The sequence below is a fragment of the Vitreimonas sp. genome (assembly GCF_035627415.1).
Lineage (GTDB): Bacteria > Pseudomonadota > Alphaproteobacteria > Caulobacterales > Aquidulcibacteraceae > Vitreimonas.
Genome location: NZ_DASPLU010000012.1, coordinates 66,112 through 82,659, shown reverse-complemented (window position 1 = coordinate 82,659; position 16,548 = coordinate 66,112). Strand labels below are relative to the sequence as shown.

Annotated in this window: 16 protein-coding genes; 7 read left to right on the top strand and 9 right to left on the bottom strand. The window is 65.0% G+C overall.

All coding sequences use genetic code 11. The features are described 5' to 3' along the window. Nucleotides 1-252 precede the first annotated feature (252 nt). Nucleotides 253-1,467, top strand: a complete 1,215-nt coding sequence (locus VEA80_RS09085) for a type III PLP-dependent enzyme (protein WP_325060408.1) — start codon at nt 253-255, stop codon at nt 1,465-1,467. 8 nt (nt 1,468-1,475) lie between these two features. On the opposite strand, the gene VEA80_RS09080 is transcribed toward VEA80_RS09085, so the two are convergent. The 4 genes from VEA80_RS09080 to VEA80_RS09065 are packed head-to-tail and all read right to left on the bottom strand — an operon-like array spanning nt 1,476 to nt 5,111. Then, complete coding sequence (locus VEA80_RS09080) at nt 1,476-2,867, bottom strand: serine hydrolase (protein WP_325060407.1); 1,392 nt, start codon at nt 2,865-2,867, stop codon at nt 1,476-1,478. Nucleotides 2,868-2,925: 58 nt separating this feature from the next. Next, on the bottom strand, nt 2,926-3,615 hold the full coding sequence (locus VEA80_RS09075; protein WP_325060406.1) for a DUF4386 domain-containing protein: 690 nt from the start codon (nt 3,613-3,615) through the stop codon (nt 2,926-2,928). Next, nucleotides 3,612-4,292, bottom strand: a complete 681-nt coding sequence (locus tag VEA80_RS09070; protein WP_325060405.1) for a hypothetical protein — start codon at nt 4,290-4,292, stop codon at nt 3,612-3,614. Before VEA80_RS09070 ends, VEA80_RS09075 begins: the two co-directional genes overlap by 4 nt. A 3-nt stretch (nt 4,293-4,295) precedes the next feature. Then, complete coding sequence (locus tag VEA80_RS09065; RefSeq protein ID WP_325060404.1) at nt 4,296-5,111, bottom strand: DUF2306 domain-containing protein; 816 nt, start codon at nt 5,109-5,111, stop codon at nt 4,296-4,298. Between the two features lie 121 nt (nt 5,112-5,232). On the opposite strand from VEA80_RS09065, the gene VEA80_RS09060 reads away from it, so the two are divergent. From VEA80_RS09060 to VEA80_RS09050, 3 genes are all read left to right on the top strand, one after another. Beyond that, on the top strand, nt 5,233-6,249 hold the full coding sequence (locus VEA80_RS09060) for an AraC family transcriptional regulator (protein ID WP_325060403.1): 1,017 nt from the start codon (nt 5,233-5,235) through the stop codon (nt 6,247-6,249). A gap of 40 nt (nt 6,250-6,289) precedes the next feature. Then, nucleotides 6,290-6,856 (top strand): Uma2 family endonuclease, encoded by a 567-nt coding sequence (locus VEA80_RS09055; protein ID WP_325060402.1) that lies wholly within the window; start codon nt 6,290-6,292, stop codon nt 6,854-6,856. 140 nt (nt 6,857-6,996) lie between these two features. Further along, on the top strand, nt 6,997-8,052 hold the full coding sequence (locus VEA80_RS09050; protein WP_325060401.1) for a 1,9-bis(guanidino)-5-aza-nonane synthase: 1,056 nt from the start codon (nt 6,997-6,999) through the stop codon (nt 8,050-8,052). A gap of 53 nt (nt 8,053-8,105) precedes the next feature. Here the strand turns inward: VEA80_RS09050 and VEA80_RS09045 are convergent, their stop codons facing one another. From VEA80_RS09045 to VEA80_RS09035, 3 genes are all read right to left on the bottom strand, one after another. Beyond that, a complete protein-coding gene (locus tag VEA80_RS09045; RefSeq protein WP_325060400.1) occupies nt 8,106-9,257 on the bottom strand; it encodes a hypothetical protein in 1,152 nt (383 codons plus the stop codon). A 332-nt stretch (nt 9,258-9,589) separates the two neighbouring features. Further along, the gene (locus VEA80_RS09040; RefSeq protein ID WP_325060399.1) at nt 9,590-10,132 is read right to left on the bottom strand and encodes a dihydrofolate reductase family protein; all 543 of its coding nucleotides are present in this window, start codon (nt 10,130-10,132) and stop codon (nt 9,590-9,592) included. Nucleotides 10,133-10,335: 203 nt separating this feature from the next. Beyond that, complete coding sequence (locus VEA80_RS09035; RefSeq protein ID WP_325060398.1) at nt 10,336-11,010, bottom strand: glutathione S-transferase family protein; 675 nt, start codon at nt 11,008-11,010, stop codon at nt 10,336-10,338. Nucleotides 11,011-11,232: 222 nt separating this feature from the next. Here VEA80_RS09035 and VEA80_RS09030 point away from each other — a divergent pair, with 222 nt between their 5' ends. Together VEA80_RS09030 and VEA80_RS09025 are read left to right on the top strand one after the other, a co-directional pair. Next, a complete protein-coding gene (locus tag VEA80_RS09030) occupies nt 11,233-11,658 on the top strand; it encodes a hypothetical protein (protein ID WP_325060397.1) in 426 nt (141 codons plus the stop codon). Beyond that, nucleotides 11,655-11,864, top strand: a complete 210-nt coding sequence (locus VEA80_RS09025) for a helix-turn-helix transcriptional regulator (RefSeq protein WP_325060396.1) — start codon at nt 11,655-11,657, stop codon at nt 11,862-11,864. Before VEA80_RS09030 ends, VEA80_RS09025 begins: the two co-directional genes overlap by 4 nt. Before the next feature lie 889 nt (nt 11,865-12,753). Here VEA80_RS09025 and VEA80_RS09020 read toward each other — a convergent pair. Further along, the gene (locus tag VEA80_RS09020) at nt 12,754-13,329 is read right to left on the bottom strand and encodes a TetR/AcrR family transcriptional regulator (RefSeq protein ID WP_325060395.1); all 576 of its coding nucleotides are present in this window, start codon (nt 13,327-13,329) and stop codon (nt 12,754-12,756) included. A gap of 103 nt (nt 13,330-13,432) precedes the next feature. On the opposite strand from VEA80_RS09020, the gene VEA80_RS09015 reads away from it, so the two are divergent. Next, on the top strand, nt 13,433-14,191 hold the full coding sequence (locus VEA80_RS09015; RefSeq protein WP_325060394.1) for a hypothetical protein: 759 nt from the start codon (nt 13,433-13,435) through the stop codon (nt 14,189-14,191). A gap of 51 nt (nt 14,192-14,242) precedes the next feature. On the opposite strand, the gene katG is transcribed toward VEA80_RS09015, so the two are convergent. After that, nucleotides 14,243-16,438, bottom strand: coding sequence for a catalase/peroxidase HPI (katG, locus tag VEA80_RS09010; RefSeq protein ID WP_325060393.1), 2,196 nt, complete (start codon nt 16,436-16,438; stop codon nt 14,243-14,245). Between the last annotated feature and the right edge of the window lie 110 nt (nt 16,439-16,548).

Sequence of the window (16,548 nt, the reverse complement as noted above, 5' to 3'; positions counted from 1 at the left end):
ACAAACGCCTCTTTACATCGGCGAGCTGTTTACATATTTCCGTGGGCTACCGGCGGACCTGGAAACAGCGTCCACTAACGCCCCCTCGGCCCAGGCCACCTGGGGGATCGCGAACCACAGTGAGCAGGAAGCTCCCTGGCGATCCTCCGGCGCAAGCTCCCAAGGGCGGACCTGACATTTAGCATGTCCGACTAACGCCGGCCTGGGTTCTACCGCGTTGAATGCCTTCAACGCAGTTTTGGGAGTCGCCGGATGGACTACGTCCTCTCGCCACTCGACCTCACGGCGCGCGAAGCGCCGGAAGGTCCCGTCGCCATCGCGCGCCCGCATCGCGTGGCCGCCGCGGCGCAGTGGTTTCGCACGCATTTCCCCGGTGAGGTGTTTTACGCCGTGAAGGCGAACCCCTCCGAATGGGTGCTCGACGCGCTGTGGGCGAACGGCGTCAAGAATTTCGACGTCGCTTCCGACAACGAAGCGGCGCTGATCGCCAAGCGCTTCGAAGGCGCGCAGATCGCCTTCATGCACCCGGTGAAGAGCCGCCGCGCCATCGGCCGCGCCTTCCACGAGTTCGGCGTCAAGACGTTCGCGCTCGACAGCGAAGACGAGCTCGAAAAGATCCTGGCCGAGACCAACAACGCCAAGGACCTGACTCTGGTCGTTCGCTTCGCCGCCGCCGGCGAAGGCGCCGCCTACCCGCTCGCGCGCAAATTCGGCGTCAACCCGGACGAAGCGCCGGCGCTGCTGCGCAAGACCCGCCAGGTCTCGGAAGAGATGCTGGGCGTCTCCTTTCACGTCGGCAGCCAGTGCATGCGTCCGGACGCGTTCCGCACGGCGATGGACATGGTCAACCGCGCCATCGTCGAAGCCGGCGTGCTGGTCGACATCGTCGACATCGGCGGCGGCTTCCCGGCCATCTATCCGGGCATGACGCCCCCGCCGATGATCGAGTACGTCAACGCGATCAAAGCCGGCTTCGAAGAGATGTTCGTCGCCCAGAACGCCAAGCTCTGGGCTGAGCCCGGCCGCGCTTTGGTGGCGGAAGCCGGCTCGACCGTCACGCGCGTCGAGCTGCGCAAGGGCGATGCGCTCTATTTGAACGACGGCGCCTTCGGCACTTTGTTCGACGCGACGCACCTGAACTGGGCCTTCCCGGCCAAGCTGCTGCGCCCCGAGCCGAGCAAGGCCAAGCTCGCGCCGTTCCGCCTCTACGGCCCGACCTGCGATTCCATGGATGCGGCCGCCGGCCCGTTCATGCTGCCGGCCGACATCCGTGAAGGCGATCTGATCGAGATCGGCTCGCTCGGCGCCTACGGCATGGCGATGGCGACGCGCTTCAACGGCTTCGGCGAAGCGGTGACGATCGAGTCGAAGGACTCGCCCTGGCCGACCATGTACGGCGAAGCGCAAGCGCCAGTGGTGGCGATGCCAAAGCGCAAGCGCGCGCCGCGGAAGCCGAAGCAGGCCTGAGCCAGCCTCTACTCGGAGCGCCTGTACACATAGCTCTGGCCGCCCTGCGTCAGCGTGAACGCGTCGACCCGCTCGGTCGGCGCGGCGCCGAACTCTAGCGTGATGTTCGTGTCCTCGCGGATAAAGAACAAAGTCGGCGTCTCAGCGAGCAGCCTGATGCGGTTGGGACCTTGCAGAAGCAGCAGGCCTTCCGCGTCGCGATCGATCGTCATCGAGTCGCCTGGGGCGTAGACGTACTCGCCGACATATCGCGCGAGCGCCTCGGCCGGAACGGAGATGGCGACGCGTTGCGGCGCCGCGCTGACGTCCACCGGATAGCTGGGATCGAGCACCCGAAATCCGATGTCGTCCATGCCGACTCCCGTCGCCATGTTCGCGAACGCGATCACGCCGCGGCCGGAAGTGAAACTCATGAAGCTGCGCACGCCGCCGCCGGAGCCATTGCTCCACGCTACGGTTCGCCCGCCCCTCTGCATCACGCGCCAGCCGATCGCCATGCGCGTCTCCGCATCGTCCCCAGGGCGCGACGCCGCGAGCGTCGCGCGCGCAGCTCGGGCGAGAGCGCTGTCGTTTTCATCCACCCAGAGCGCCAGGAACTTGCGAAGATCGCGCAGCGTCGAGAAGAGCCCGCCCGCCGGCGCGAGCGCGCCAAAGTCCCACGGCCGCATCGGTTCGAACGAGGAATCGTAGCCCTGCACCCGGCGCGCGCGCATGCGCGCGTTGGGCGTGAGCGTCGTCTCCCGCATGCCGAGCGGATCGAGAATGCGCGATTGCAACAGCTGTTCGTAGGAGCGTCCCAGCCTGTTCGAAAGCGCCGCGCCCAGCAGCCCGTAGTCGAAATTGGAGTAGCCGAACGCGGCGCCCGGGGCGCGCGTCAGCTCGACCGCCTGTAGATCGGCGTAGAGTTCCGCCTCGGTAAAGCCAGCGTAGGGATCGTCTTGACTGCGGTCCTGGCGGCTTGCGGGGCGCAGCGGCAAGCCGCCTGTGTGCGTCGCAAGATCGAGCAGCGTGATCGAGCGTCCTTCGAAGCGCGGCGCTGGAACGGGCACGAATGCATCCAGCGGCTCCTCGAGGGCGAGCTCGCCGCGGCCGACGGCGTCCGTCAGCAACAGCGCCGTGAAGATTTTCGTCAGGGAGGCGATCTGGAAGACGCTCTCATCGTTCACGCGCTGGCTGCTGTCGCGTGCGGCGACGCCATGGCTGACGACAGAGAAGTCTCGCGCGCTGAGGATGCCGACAGCCCCACCGGTTCCGCGCCTCTGCACATCGATCCGGGCGCGCAGCAGAGCGGCGATGTCCGCCGCCTCAGCCGGCGCAAGGGCCTGGTCAGTGCCGACGCTCTGGCACGCTCCCGCCGCCAAGGCGCACAACAGGGCTGTTCTTCTGGTGACTGCGCGCACGTTCGCCTCCCGCTGCGGGCGGGATGCAGCAGCTCTTTGATGGCGGATGCAAGGCGCCCTACGCGGCCGCCGCCGCCTGCTCGCGCCAGCGTTCGGCGTTGACGCCCATCGCCAGCAGCCACAGCGTGAAGATGAACTCGCCGAGGCCGCTGACGGGCAGGAGATAGCGGGATATCGGCCCGAGCAAATCGGGCGCGACGATCGCGCCGAGATTGCCCACAAGCCATCCCACACCGGCGATCAGCAGGAATAGCCCAAGCACGCCCGGCAGGAAACGCGCCCCGAACACAAGCGCGCTCAAGGTGAGGCAATAGAAGCCGAAGAACACCAAGCCCAGCGTATTGCCCAGCGCGGCGAGCCGAAGCGAGTGCCGAACCAGCACCTGCGTTTGCGCCGCGTCTGCGCCATCGAGCAGCGAAAGCGCCGCGAGCTGGTTCACCAGGAATGTCGCCGAGACGGCGCAGCCCGCCAGCCCGATGAAGGCTGAAACGATCGCCAGCGGCCGGTTCACCGGTCTGAACAGCGCATAGAGGATCGCCACCACCGCCACATAAGCGATCGCCGACAGCAATGTCGCGGCGATGCTCAGGCGGAACATCTGCTCCGACGCCAAGATGTTCGCCGCCGTCGCCGCCGGATCGCCGCGCACCGTGAGGCCCGAGACCGTGACGAGCGCAAACGTGCTCGCGACCACGACGAACAGATAGAGCAGCCCGGCGATGCGTGCGTTAAGCCGCGGATTGGTCATGCTTTGGCTCCGGCCGGCCGCGCAGCGAACTGCTTCGAGAAGATCACAAAGCCCAGCCAGAAAAGCATCAGCGCGGCAATGCTGAACGGGGGAATGAAGAGCACGATGAGCGGGCGGATGTTCTGGATGTACTCCGGAAACATCTGCAATTGTCCCGGAAAGAACGAGCCGACGGCGGCGAAGAAGCCGAGATGCATGCGCCAGAGATGGCGCAGGATGCGCTGCCGCCCGGCGAGGCCCCGGCGCAGCACGACGCTCAGATCGCCCAGCGCGCAGAGTGTTGCGACGATGGCGAAGATGAGGATCGGCAAGCCCCCCAGCAGCGCATCCTCCGCGCGCAGCGCCAGTTGCCAAGCGTAGTACATCGCTGCTGCGCCGGCGGCCGCGAACAGGAACGCAATGATCTCAAACCAGCCGGCTTCGTTCTCCCGGCGCTTCACCGCCATCCAGGCCGTCAGCATGAAATAGACGATCAGCACGCCGGCGCCGATGAAGCCGGGCGTGCCTGATCTGAAGGCGAGCACGATTGCGCTCAACGCCGCGGCCACCATAGCCGCGACGAAGACCTTGCCCGCGGCCCGGTGCGTCGGCCCGCCCTTGAGCGTGGCTACGGCGATGATCCCGGTGATGATGCCGACGGCGCCCGCGGCGGCGTGGAAGAGCCCTTCAGGCGACATCGTTCAACCAGCCCCCAGGATGCTGCGCACGAAGATCATGTAGAACCCGAACAGGCCGAGAGTCATGTAGGCTGTTGCAGCGAACACCACGCCGGACGTGGCGAGCTGCGCTCCGCCGCCGCCGTCCTTGGCGCGAAGATAAAGCTCCGTCAGCGCCAGCGGCAGCAGGAACGAAATTGCGGTAATGGTGTGAAACGTGAGCGCGCTCGGTTCGCTCTGGGTGATGATGATCCAGCCGGAGAAGGCCAGGCGCAGGAAGAAGACCCCGTTCGTGACCATGAAGGTGCGCAGCGCCCAGCGCCGGTGCGAGAAGATGTTGCGCTTGGCCGCCGCGCGCCAGGCGAGCGCCCCGAACGTCAGCACCATCAGCGCATTGGTGCTGATGCTGATGGCGTTGATGATGCCGCCCGTGGAGCCGCCGCGAATCCAGACCATGTAGAGCCCGGCCAAGCTCGCCAGCATGGCGCTGACAATGAAAGCGCGCCCATTCCAGCGATGCACGGCGGGCGCATGGCGGCGCAGCTGCGGGATCAGCTGGAACGTGCCGCCGATCACGATGATCGCGGCGAGCGCGACGTGCGCGGCGAAAGCGATGTTGCCGCCGATATCGCCTGGCGTGATGGCGTGCACCATCGGGTGACGATTCCACGTCTCCCATTGGCCCGACATCGCGCCAGGGCCATAGAAAGCGACGATGTAGTAGAGAAACACCCATTGGCCGGCGAGCGTCACGAAGAACCAGAGCGTCGTGGCCGCGCCCAGCGCCCCCTCGCCGATCGATCGCGACGGCATCGGCGTTGTAGCGACGGCTTCGGTCATCTCTCTCTCCTGCGCACGTCGCTTCGCACGACTATCGATGGCCGATATGCTATCGTCGACTTTCGATAAGAGCCCATGACGCGAGGCGCCAAAAACATGATCCCAGGTAACAGCGCCGCCGATGGCTGAACCGACTGTCTCCGCCGGCTACGTCAAGGCGCTGCTCGACTTCGCCGTTGCGCATGGCGCCGGCGAACGGCGCCTGTTGGCGCGCGCCTGCATTCCCGCCGAAGCGCTGAGCGATCAGGACAATCGTCTGCCGTTCGCGCGCTACGTCGCGTTGATGCGCGCAGCGAAAGCGGAGACCGGCGATCCCGCGCTCGCGCTCGAATTCGGCGCCGCCACCGACTTCAGGAAGTTCTCGGTCGTCGGACTGATCAGCCACGCCTCGGCCAACATGCTCGAAGCGCTGCAGCAGTTGAACAGGTACGGCCGCCTGGTCGTGGAAACCGAAGGCCTCGGCGACGGCCCGCGCTTTCAGATCGTGGAGAAGAACGCCGAACGCTGGATGGAGGACCGCCGCGGCAATCCGAACGATTTCCCGGAGCTCACCGAGTCGACCTGGTCGCGCTTCATCTGCTGGACGCGGCGCGACTTCCCGCAGGCGGTGTTCGCGCTCGAAGCGCACGTCACTCATCCCGAGCCCGCTCACGCGGAAGCGTACCAGCGCCTCTGGCAGGTGCCGGTGACCTTCTCCAGCCGCTGGAATGCGATCCGCAGCAATCCCGCCTGGGCCTTCGTGCAGATTCAGCCGGAGAACCGCTACGCCTTCGGCGTGCTGACCGAACGCGGCGACGAATTGCTCGAAGAGCTGGAGCAAGCGAAGACGTTGCGCGGCCAGGTCGAGGCGATGCTGATGCCGATCCTGCACACCGGCGATGTAGGCATCGACCGGATCACGGCGAAGCTCGGCGTCAGCCGCCAGACGCTCTATCGCCATCTCAAGGACGAAGGCGTGACCTTCGAACAGGTGCTCGACGATCTGCGCCGCCGGCTCGCGCTCGATTATCTCGCCGCCAAGAAGGTCTCGGTGAACGAGACCGCCTATCTCGTCGGCTTCTCCGACCCCGCCTCGTTCTCGCGCGCCTTCAAGCGCTGGACCGGGGTGAGCCCACGCGAAGCGCGCGGGAAAGGCTGACTATTTTGTCGCCGCCGATCAGTGGCGCTATCTTATCCTCATGAACGCGCCCTCTCGCAGTCTCGCGACGTTTACCAACGAGCAGTTCGAACGCCTCGTGCGTTCGGGCGGGTTCGGCGACATGCGCGTCGAGCTGCGGCGGGGTCTGATCGTCAAAACGAGCCCACAATACGTTCCACACGGCACGGTGAAGCGGCTGCTGGCGAAGGCTTTGGAAACAGCCCTGGCTAGCGCCGGCTTGGCCTGGATTGTCGATCAGGAAATCTCGGTCCGCTTCGGCAGCGGCTTCGAGCCCCTGCCTGACATCATCGTCTGGAATCCGGCGGAAGCGCCTGCAAATCTCGACGGCCCGATCCCCGCCTCGGCGGTGAAGCTCATTGTCGAAGTGGCGGACTCTACGCTTGCCGACGATCTCGGCGAGAAGCTGGAGGACTACGCCGCGGGCGGCCTCGCCGAATACTGGGTCGCCGACGTGCAGGGCCGTCTCGTGCTGCGTCACTCCGGGCCGCAGGCGAATGCGTACGCCAAGCGTGACCCGGCGCACTTCGGCGATATCATCGCTGCGCTGACGCAACCGCTGGCGGTCGACACGTCCACTCTGAAATAGCCGGCGCTTGTCGGCCGCGGCGCCGGCTTTCATATTCTCTTGCATTCCGCCACAATTGCCCTATCTGACGCCGCGATCGCGCGTGGGCGGAGCGTCCGTGCGGTCGTCGCTTCAGACGCCGCCGTTAGGAGATGCCTCCAATGGCCGAAGCCAAAATCGATTCCAACCGCAAGGCGGAACTGCTCTCCACCCCGGTCGAGCACATCGACATCGCCAGCTTCGACGCGCGCCCGATCGTCGACGCCTGGGGCAAGATGAGCTTCACCTCCCGCGACGCCGCGCGCGCCGCCGAAATCCTCAACATGGCGCTGGAAGATCAGAAGTGCTCCACCTGGCTCGTCATGGCCGGCTCCACCGGCGCTGCCGGGTGCCTGCACGTTTGGCGCGACATGGTGAAGTACAACATGATCGACGCCATCGTCGCCACCGGCGCCTCGATCATCGACATGGATTTCCTCGAAGCGCTCGGCTTCAAGCACTATCAGGCGCGCGAGATCCCGAACGACAACACACTGCGCTCGCTCTACATCGACCGCATCTACGACACCTACATCGACGAAGAAGAGCTGCAGCACGTCGATCACACTATCTACGCCATCTGCGAACAGCTCGAGCCGCGCCCCTACACCTCGCGCGAGTTCATCTACGAGCTCGGCAAGTGGCTGGCCGCCGGCAACGCGAAGAAGCCGGATTCGCTCATCCAGCGCGCTTACGAAAAAGGCGTGCCGATCTTCGTGCCGGCGTTCTCCGATTGCTCGGCCGGCTTCGGCATCGTCAAGCACCAGGTCGAGCGCCGCAAGGCGGGCAAGCCGTACCTCACCATCGACAGCGGCGGCGACTTCCGCGAGCTGACCGAGATCAAGCTCGCCGCCGGCACCACCGCCCTCTTCATGGTCGGCGGCGGCGTTCCGAAGAACTTCGCGCAAGACACCGTCGTCTGCGCCGAGATTTTGGGCCACGAGGACGTGGAGATGCACAAATACGCCGTGCAGATCACGGTCGCCGACGTCCGCGACGGCGCCTGCTCCTCCTCAACGCTGCAAGAAGCCGCCAGCTGGGGCAAGGTGAGCACCGTGTACGAGCAAATGGTGTTCGCGGAGGCGACGTCCGTTGCGCCGATCATCGTGAGCGATGCGTATCACCGCGGCGCGTGGCAGAAGCGCGAAGCGCGGAATTGGGCGAAGTTGTTTAAGTAAGCGCAGCGCGCGAGCGCAGAACACGAAGGCCGCTCCGAAAGGAGCGGTCTTTCTTATTCCGGCGTCGGCTGGCCTGCCATGATGGGTCCGCACTCTGCGGGGAAGTTTGACATGCTGTGTCCGCGCACTTCCGCCCCCGGCGCCGCATCGACGACACCAACCACATACGGATAGGACGCCGTAAAGCTCACACCGCAGGATTCCGGGACGACCCCGACCTGAACCGCAATCGAATAACCCGGGAACGACGAACTGTAGCCGAGCCCTGAAATGTGAATCTGGCTTGAGGCATTCATGCGGCGACCAATGCTCATCGCCACGAGCCACTGAGAGTCGAAATTGGTCCCTTCTATCAGCGCCGCGAATTCTGGAGCGGGCAATGCTCTCGCCAACCATGAGGCGCGCAACTCCGCCTCTGAACGGAACAGATAGGTCCCTGCTTCCGCCGGGCCGTTGAATCCAGCAGCCACTTGGCGGGTCATCATTTCCGGGTCTGGCTCGTTTAGACGCGCATATGGTGTCGTGTCTTCAGGCGGCGGAAGCTCAGGAATATCTTGCGCAGCTTCCTCCATTCGCGCGTTCAAACGCTGAAGTTCTTCGTAGGCTGGTGTGCCTTCCTGGAAGACACGATTGGCCCGCTGCAATTCGCCGAGAGCTTGGTGTGCCGCGTAATATTCGTCGTCCTGGAGATGCAATGCCATGGATCGCATCTGCCAAAGGCGCTGCTCTCGCGTATTCGCGACGATCGCATCATAAATGTCAGTCTTGGACGATGAGCGGTAAGTCCAGCCGGGATCGTACCCGGGCGCGAAGGCGATGTTCACCGCCCGCACTCGCTGTTCAAGCGCAGAGACACCTGCAGGGACTCTATACACTTCGTCGAAACCCAACCCGCCGAACTGATAGTAAATCTGTTCATAGAGTTGAGCAGCAATCGTCGCGCTTTCCTCGTCGCTCGGCGTCAGGATTGCCAAATCCGCCATGGCTCTGATTTGACCGACGAGTATCAGGAAGTTGGCATCCTCCTTCCGCTCCGCCTGAGCACAGGACGTCGCGCCTGCAAACAGCGCAGACCCGTTCAGGGTCGCGGCCGAACTTACGGCACTGGCGCACGCTTCAGCGGGCGCTTGGTCTTGCGCCGCGCTCGATGCCGTCATGGCGCAACCGGCGAGCACAACGAGAGCTGCTATTGCGGCCGTTCTCATGCTCGCCAGTCTATGGACTGCATAGCAAGACGTCCATGTGTCAGGTTTGCGCGCGCTCCCCTTCTTCCTTGCAGAGAAGGGGTTCGGCGCGGTCCCGCGAAACGGGAGCGATTGCACTTCAATCGCAGCGCCGAACGGGATGAGGGGCGAAAACACGCGCGCGCTGTTTGCAAGCTAAGCCCGGACCGCCGGCGCCCTCGCCGGCAAGACGCGTTGTGCCAAGCAATGCGGGACAGAGTTTGCATCAGCCAAGATGCCGGCGAGGGCGCCGGCGGTCCGGGCTAGTTCTGTATCACCGCGGCAGCTCAACGCCCCTCACCCCCTAACACGCGCTAAGCCGGCGCATACGTCAGCTTCACCGTCCCCTCCCCAATCCGCTCGCTCCCGACCAGCCGCAGCTTCGGCTGCACGCCGGCGAAGAACGGCGCGCCTTGGCCCAATACGACCGGGTGCAGGAAGAGGTGATATTCATCGATCAGCCCAAGCCTCACCAAGCTTGCCGCGAGCTTCGGTCCGCCGACTTCGATCTCGCCATCCACGTCAGCTTTCAACTTCCGCACCGCCGCCGCGACATCATCGCCGATCAACGTCGCGTTCGGCCCAACCTGCTTCAGCGAGCGCGATGCCACCCATTTCGGCATCGCCCGCCACGCCTCCGCGAACGCGCGCAGGTCGCCTTGCTCCAGGCCATCCTGAGCCCACTCGTCGCCGTCCCAATAGCGCATCAATTCGTAGAGCCCGCGCCCATAGATGCTGCCGGACGTGTTGCGCGTCTGCTCGATGAAATACCTGAACAGCGCCGGTTCAGGCGCAAACCGATCGTGATCGACATAGCCGTCGAGCGACACGTTCATCCCGAACACAAGCTTCGCCATGCTGCAGATCTCCAGCTTTGCTGCGCTTCTACGGGCCGGCGCCATCGAGCGCCACACCTCCGTCGCTCCCTCTCCCTCCTGTGGGAGGGAGAGGGTTGGGGTGAGGGTGGAGCGCAGGCGTTGCCGAGTTGGACCGCGGCGCTCCCGCGCCGCATGCGCGGCGGAGCCGCGCGCTCCGACCTACAACCGCCTGCGCCACCCCCTCACCCTGCCCTCTCCCCCTCTCGGGGGAGAGGGTTTTGTCCGGTGAACACCGCCAATTGCGCCGCAAATGCGCGCTTGAACGCCGGCCGCGCTTTGCCGCGCTCCACATAGGCCGCGAGGTTCGCAAACGCCGCCAACAAGTCCGAGCCTTCCAGCCGGCGCAGCGCCTGCACCATCAGAATATCCGCCGCGCTGAAATCGCCGTCGAGCCACTCCGCATCGCCGAGCCGCGCCGACAACTCACCCAGCCGATCGCGGATGCGCTGCTCGACCATCGCCATGCGCTCACCCGCCCAGCTCTTGTCGCTCTCCAGATACTCGACCACTTCGCGCTGCACGATCAGCGGCTCGACCGAACTCACCGCCGCGAACATCCACGCGATCGCCCGCGCGCGCGCATTCGCGTCCGCTGGAAACAGGCCCGAAAAACGCTCGGCGATATGCAGCACGATCGCGCCCGACTCGAACAACACGAGATCGCCTTCCTCATAGGTCGGAATCTGCCCGAACGGCTGGCGCGCGCGATGCGCGGGCTTCTTGAAATCGGCCCACGGCACGAGCCGCACCTCATAGGGCTGGCCCACTTCCTCCAGCGCCCAGCGCACGATCATGTCCCGCGCATAGCCGCCGCCGCGATCGGGCGAGTCTGCGAAAGCGGTGATGGTGATGGTCATCGCGTTCTCCTTGCTCGCTCGAAGGACGATCCAGCGCCGCCGGCGCCGACATCCTCCGCTCGCCTGGTCGCCGCCCACAAGAGGTGGAGACCGCTTGACCGTCGCCGGCAGGTATGCCAAGTTTACTTGGCATTTTGCCAAGCACATTGGGCTCGACAGGAAACATACATGCCCCCGTCCAGCAAATCCCGGTCGCCGCTCCAGGCTCTCCTCCTCGCGCTCATGATTGTCCCGCCCGTTTCGGTGCTCGCCGCCGCACCATGGCTGAAGCAGCAGCCCGACGGGACGGCGCTGATGCTCACCGGGCTCGCCGCGACGCTGACCATCATCGCGAGTTTCGCGCTCGCCATGCTGCAGGACCGCCAGATCGACGAATGGCAGCGCAGCAATGCGCGGTTCTCCGTCCAATGGGGATGGGCCACGGGCTCGGCGCTGGTGGCGCTGCTGCTCGCTCTGCCGCCGATCCATGATCTGATCCTCTCCGGCGCCGCGGTTTGGGGCGGTGAGCCAAATCCGGATCAGCAGCTCGTGCTGCTCACCTTCACCTTCGGCTTCTTGGCGGTCGTCGTCGCGCAAGCGCTGTGCACCGCGCTGTTGAGCTTCGGCTGGCATGTCTGGATGTCGCGCGCGCCGCGCGAGCCGTCATGAAGAACAAGATCAGGGTGCTGCGCGCCGAGCGCCGCTGGAGTCAGGCGGAATTGGCGGCGCAGGTCGGCGTCTCGCGCAATTCCATCAACTCGATCGAGAACGGGCACTTCGATCCCTCGCTCTCCCTCGCCTTCGCCATCGCCGACGCGTTCGAACGCACGATCGAGGACGTGTTCGAAAGGGAGAAGCCGAAACGCCCCGCGTGATCTGGCGCCGCGAAGCCCAGCGCCGCAGCGGACCACAATAGCCGCAGCCACATCCGTCATCCTGGGGCTCAGCGAAGCTGAGAACCCAGGATCCAGGGGCCAACGCCGCAGCGGCCGCCCCTGAATCCTGGGCTCGCGCGATGCTCGCCCAGCGTGACGGAAACGAGGATAGATGCGCGCTCTATCCCCCATGTTTTCGCGCGAAAACCCAATCCGATCAACGCCCGCGCAGAAATCAATCCGACGGCGCCAGACCTGACGTATAATGCCTTCGCGCTCACACGAGAGGATTTCGAAGAGCTCCGAAGCTTTGAAATGTGAGCGCATCGACCGGCGCGGCAGGCGTCGCTTCGATGGAAGAGGAGCGTTGTGATCGCTGTGAAATCCGTTGTGTCGCCGTGGTAAAAAAACACGAAGGCACCGGTCCACAAAGAAAACGACGTGACGCCCATCGTTGAGGAAGTCCGCGGACGTGGAATGTCGAGAGGGCCCTTGAGAGAGGGTACGACGCTTTCCAGGTTCGTGAGGCGAAGCGAACGAGGTCTGCATTGCCTGCGGGGCGTGAAACCGCAGGGTCCGGAGTTTTTCGGAAGACTCCGACGCGCTGAACCGGCTCGTGGCCATAAGGAGCCAAGGCCCCTGCGTGCTCTGTGCGTTGGTGAGCCAACAACTCCTGGTCGCCAATCCGGGAATAACGGCCGATCACGGGGCGCGTTCGACGCGCAGCGTTGTCTGGCGACAGCCAACGCACACTAGGCACTACCCCAGCGCGTCCGACGCGCCCCGCCTCTCATTAGGGGCAGTAGGCAGTGGGCAGTAGGCAGTAGGAATTTTCGAGCACCGGCGTCCGCCGGCGCATCAGCGCACCCTATTGCCTACTGCCCACTGCCTACTGCCCCGTCCCAATCACCGCATGCATCATCGCCTTCACCGCCTCCGCCTGCTTCAGCCCCGCTTCGCGCGTCAGCGTGCGCCAGCTGTGGAAGCTGAGCGCCAGCGCCAGCAGCGGCCGTTGCTTCGCCTTGAGCCCGGCGCCCAGCGCTTCATGCCAAGCGCCGATGCCCGGCCCATAGCGCAGCGCCATGATCTCGCGCACCAATTCGTGCGTCTCCGCATCGCGCAGCACGCAGGCGACGAGGCTCTCGTTGCGCTCGTACCAATCGTAGACCGCGCGCAGCCCGACCCGCAGCCGCTCCGCCGGATCGGCGATCGGCCGCCACGGCGCCGCCTCCGGCAGCGGATCCTGCGCCAGCGAATGCGCCGAGCACGCCATCAGCACGCTGCGCTCGTCCGGGAAATGGGCGTAGAACGTATGCCGCTGCACGCCCGCCTTCTCGGCGATCATGCTGAAGCTCGTCGCCGCGGGACCGAGCGTCGAATGCAGCTCGACCGCCGCTTCGACGATGCGCCGGCGCGTCTCCGCCTGGGCTTCGGCGCGGCGTTTCAGCGTGTACGTACGGGCCATTACGCTTTTCGTTGCACAGCTTTGTGCATCCATATTGACATGCCGCTCAATTTGGCTACACACGCATGTATTGTCAATCTAGGCGACTGAAGGAGACAGCTCCATGCAAACCAGCATCGACGAAATCGCCGACGGCGTGTTCCGGCTCTCCACCTTCATCCCGCAGGTCGAACCCGGCGGCCTCGCCTTCAACCAATTCCTGATCCGCGGCGAGCAGCCGCTGCTCTTTCACACCGGTATGCGCGGCCTCTTCCCGCTCGTGCGCGACGCCGTCGCCAAGCTCATGCCGCCCGAACGACTGCGCTGGATCAGCTTCGGCCATTACGAAGCCGACGAGTGCGGTTCTATGAACGAATGGCTCGCCATCGCTCCCGAGGCGCAAATCGCGCACGGCATGACGGCCGTCGGCGTCTCGCTCAACGATCAAGCGAACCGCGCGCCGCGCGCGCTGAAGCATGGCGAAGTGCTCGATCTCGGCGGCAAGCGCGCGCGCTATCTCGACACGCCGCACGTGCCGCACGGCTGGGAAGCCGGCCTCATCTACGAAGAGACCACCGGCGCGCTGCTCTGCGGCGATCTCTTCACCCAGTACGGCCAAGGTCCGGCGACGACCGAGAGCGACATCGTCGGCGCCGCCATCGCCAGCGAGGACATCGCCAACTATTCCGCGCTCAACCCCGCCATGGGCGCGACGCTGCGCAAGCTGGCGGAGCTGAAACCGCGCACACTCGCGCTGATGCACGGCCCGTCGTTCACCGGCGATTGCGAGAGCGCGCTTCTCGCGCTGGCCGACGATTACGACCGCCGCGCGCGGGCAAAAATGCGGGAGCTGGGCCTCCTGCCCAAACTGGAAGCGGCGTAACGAAAAGGGCGGCGCGTGCGGCGCCGCCCTCTCTCCGTCCTCGCGCTGAGCTCAGTGCGCCCCGGTCGGCGCCGGCTGGCGCAGATCGAAGCGATCGAGCTCCATCACCTTGGTCCAAGCCTTGACGAAGTCCTGCACGAACTTCTCCTTCGCGTCCTCGGCGCCGTACGCTTCAGCCAGCGCGCGCAGCTGCGAGTGCGAGCCGAAGATCAGGTCGGCGCGCGTGCCGGTCCACTTCAGCTTGCCCGACTTGCGGTCGCGGCCCTCGAACACTTCTTGGCTGCCGCCCGCGCCCTTCCACTGCGTGCCCATGTCCAAGAGATTGACGAAGAAGTCGTTCGACAAAACGCCCGGCCGGTTCGTCAGCACGCCATGTTGCTCGTGACCCACTTGCAGAACCCGCAAGCCGCCGATCAGCGCCGTCATTTCCGGCGCGGTGAGCTCGAGCAATTGCGCGCGGTCGACCAGGTGCTCTTCGACCGGCATGATCGGCTTCCGCACATAGTTGCGGAAGCCGTCCGCCTTCGGGTTGAGGAATTCGAACGAATGGATTTCCGTCTCGTCCTGCGTGGCGTCGCCGCGGCCCGGATTGAACGGGATCTTCACCGTGACGCCGCCGTCCTTCGCCGCTTTCTCGATCGCCGCATTGCCGGCGAGCACGATGAGATCGGCCATCGAGACTTTCTTCGCGCCGGCGTTGAACGCCTGCTGGACCGCTTCCAGCGCCGACAGCACTTTCTGCAACTGGGCCGGTTTGTTGACCTCCCAATCCTTCATCGGCGCAAGCCGAATGCGCGCGCCGTTCGCGCCTCCGCGGCGATCAGAGCCGCGATACGACGAAGCCGAAGCCCACGCCGTCTCGGCCAGTTCCCGCACCGAAAGACCCGTCGCCAAGATCTTCGCCTTCAGCATTTCGGCGTCGCCTGCATCGATCGTGCTCGGCGGGCCGGAGATCGGGTCCTGCCAGATCAACGTCTCCTTCGGCACGTACTTGCCGCGGTAAAGGCACTTTGGGCCCATGTCGCGGTGTGTGAGCTTGAACCAGGCGCGCGCGAACGCGTCGGCGAACTCTTGCGGGTTCTGGTGATAGCGGCGCGAGATCTTCTCGTAGATCGGATCGACGCGCAGAGCCATGTCCGCGGTCGTCATCATCGGCTGATGGAATTTGTTCGGATCGTGGGCGTCGACGACATTTCTGCCGGCGTCGCCTTTCGGCTTCCATTGATGCGCGCCGGCCGGGCTCTTGGTCAGCTCCCACTCGTGTCCGAACAGGGCGTCGAAATAACCCATGTCCCACTTGGTCGGATTGGGTTTCCACGCGCCTTCGATGCCGCTGGTGATGGTGTGGCCGGCCATGCCGCTTTCGAACGTGCTTTGCCAGCCAAGCCCCATCAGCTCGAGCTCGGCGCCTTCCGGCTCGCGGCCGACATGGCTCGTCGGGCCGGCGCCATGCGCCTTGCCGAAGGTGTGGCCGCCAGCGACGAGCGCGACGGTCTCTTCGTCATTCATCGCCATGCGCGCGAAGGTCTCGCGGATATCGATCGCGGACTTCGCCGGATCGGGGTTGCCGTCCGGCCCTTCAGGATTGACGTAGATGAGGCCCATCTGCACGGCGCCGTAATCGCCGAACAATTCGCGCTCGCCGCTATAGCGGCTGTTGGGCGCTTTGCTGTCGGCAAGCCAGGCTTCTTCTGCGCCCCAGTTGACGTGGTTCTCGGGCTCCCACGTATCGGCGCGGCCGCCGCCGAAGCCGAAGATCGGTCCGCCCATCGATTCGATCGCGACGTTGCCGGTGAGAATGAGCAGATCGGCCCACGAGAGCTTTGCGCCGTATTTCTGCTTGATCGGCCAGAGCAGGCGCCGCGCTTTGTCGAGATTGCCGTTGTCCGGCCACGAGTTCAGCGGCGCGAAGCGCTGCTGACCTCGTCCGCCGCCGCCGCGTCCATCGCCGACGCGATACGTCCCTGCCGCGTGCCACGCCATGCGGATGAAGAACGGTCCGTAATGGCCGTAGTCCGCCGGCCACCAGTCCTGGCTGTCGGTCATCAACGCGCGCAGATCTTTGATCACCGCGTCGAGGTCGAGGCTCTCGAATTCCTTGGCGTAGTTGAACGCCGCGCCGTACGGATTCGTCTCAGGCGTGTTCTGATGCAGCACGCTGACATTGACCTGGTTCGGCCACCAGTCGCGATTCAATCTGCCGCGCGAATGCGGCACTGGGCATTTGCGTTCACCTTCGTCGGCCATGTCCGAGATCCTCCTCATGCGTCGATAGCGCCTCGGCCGGTATCGGCCCAATCGGATTTATTAGGTCGAACTATAGAGAGGGCCACTAGATCGGGCGCCTTGAGCTTCGA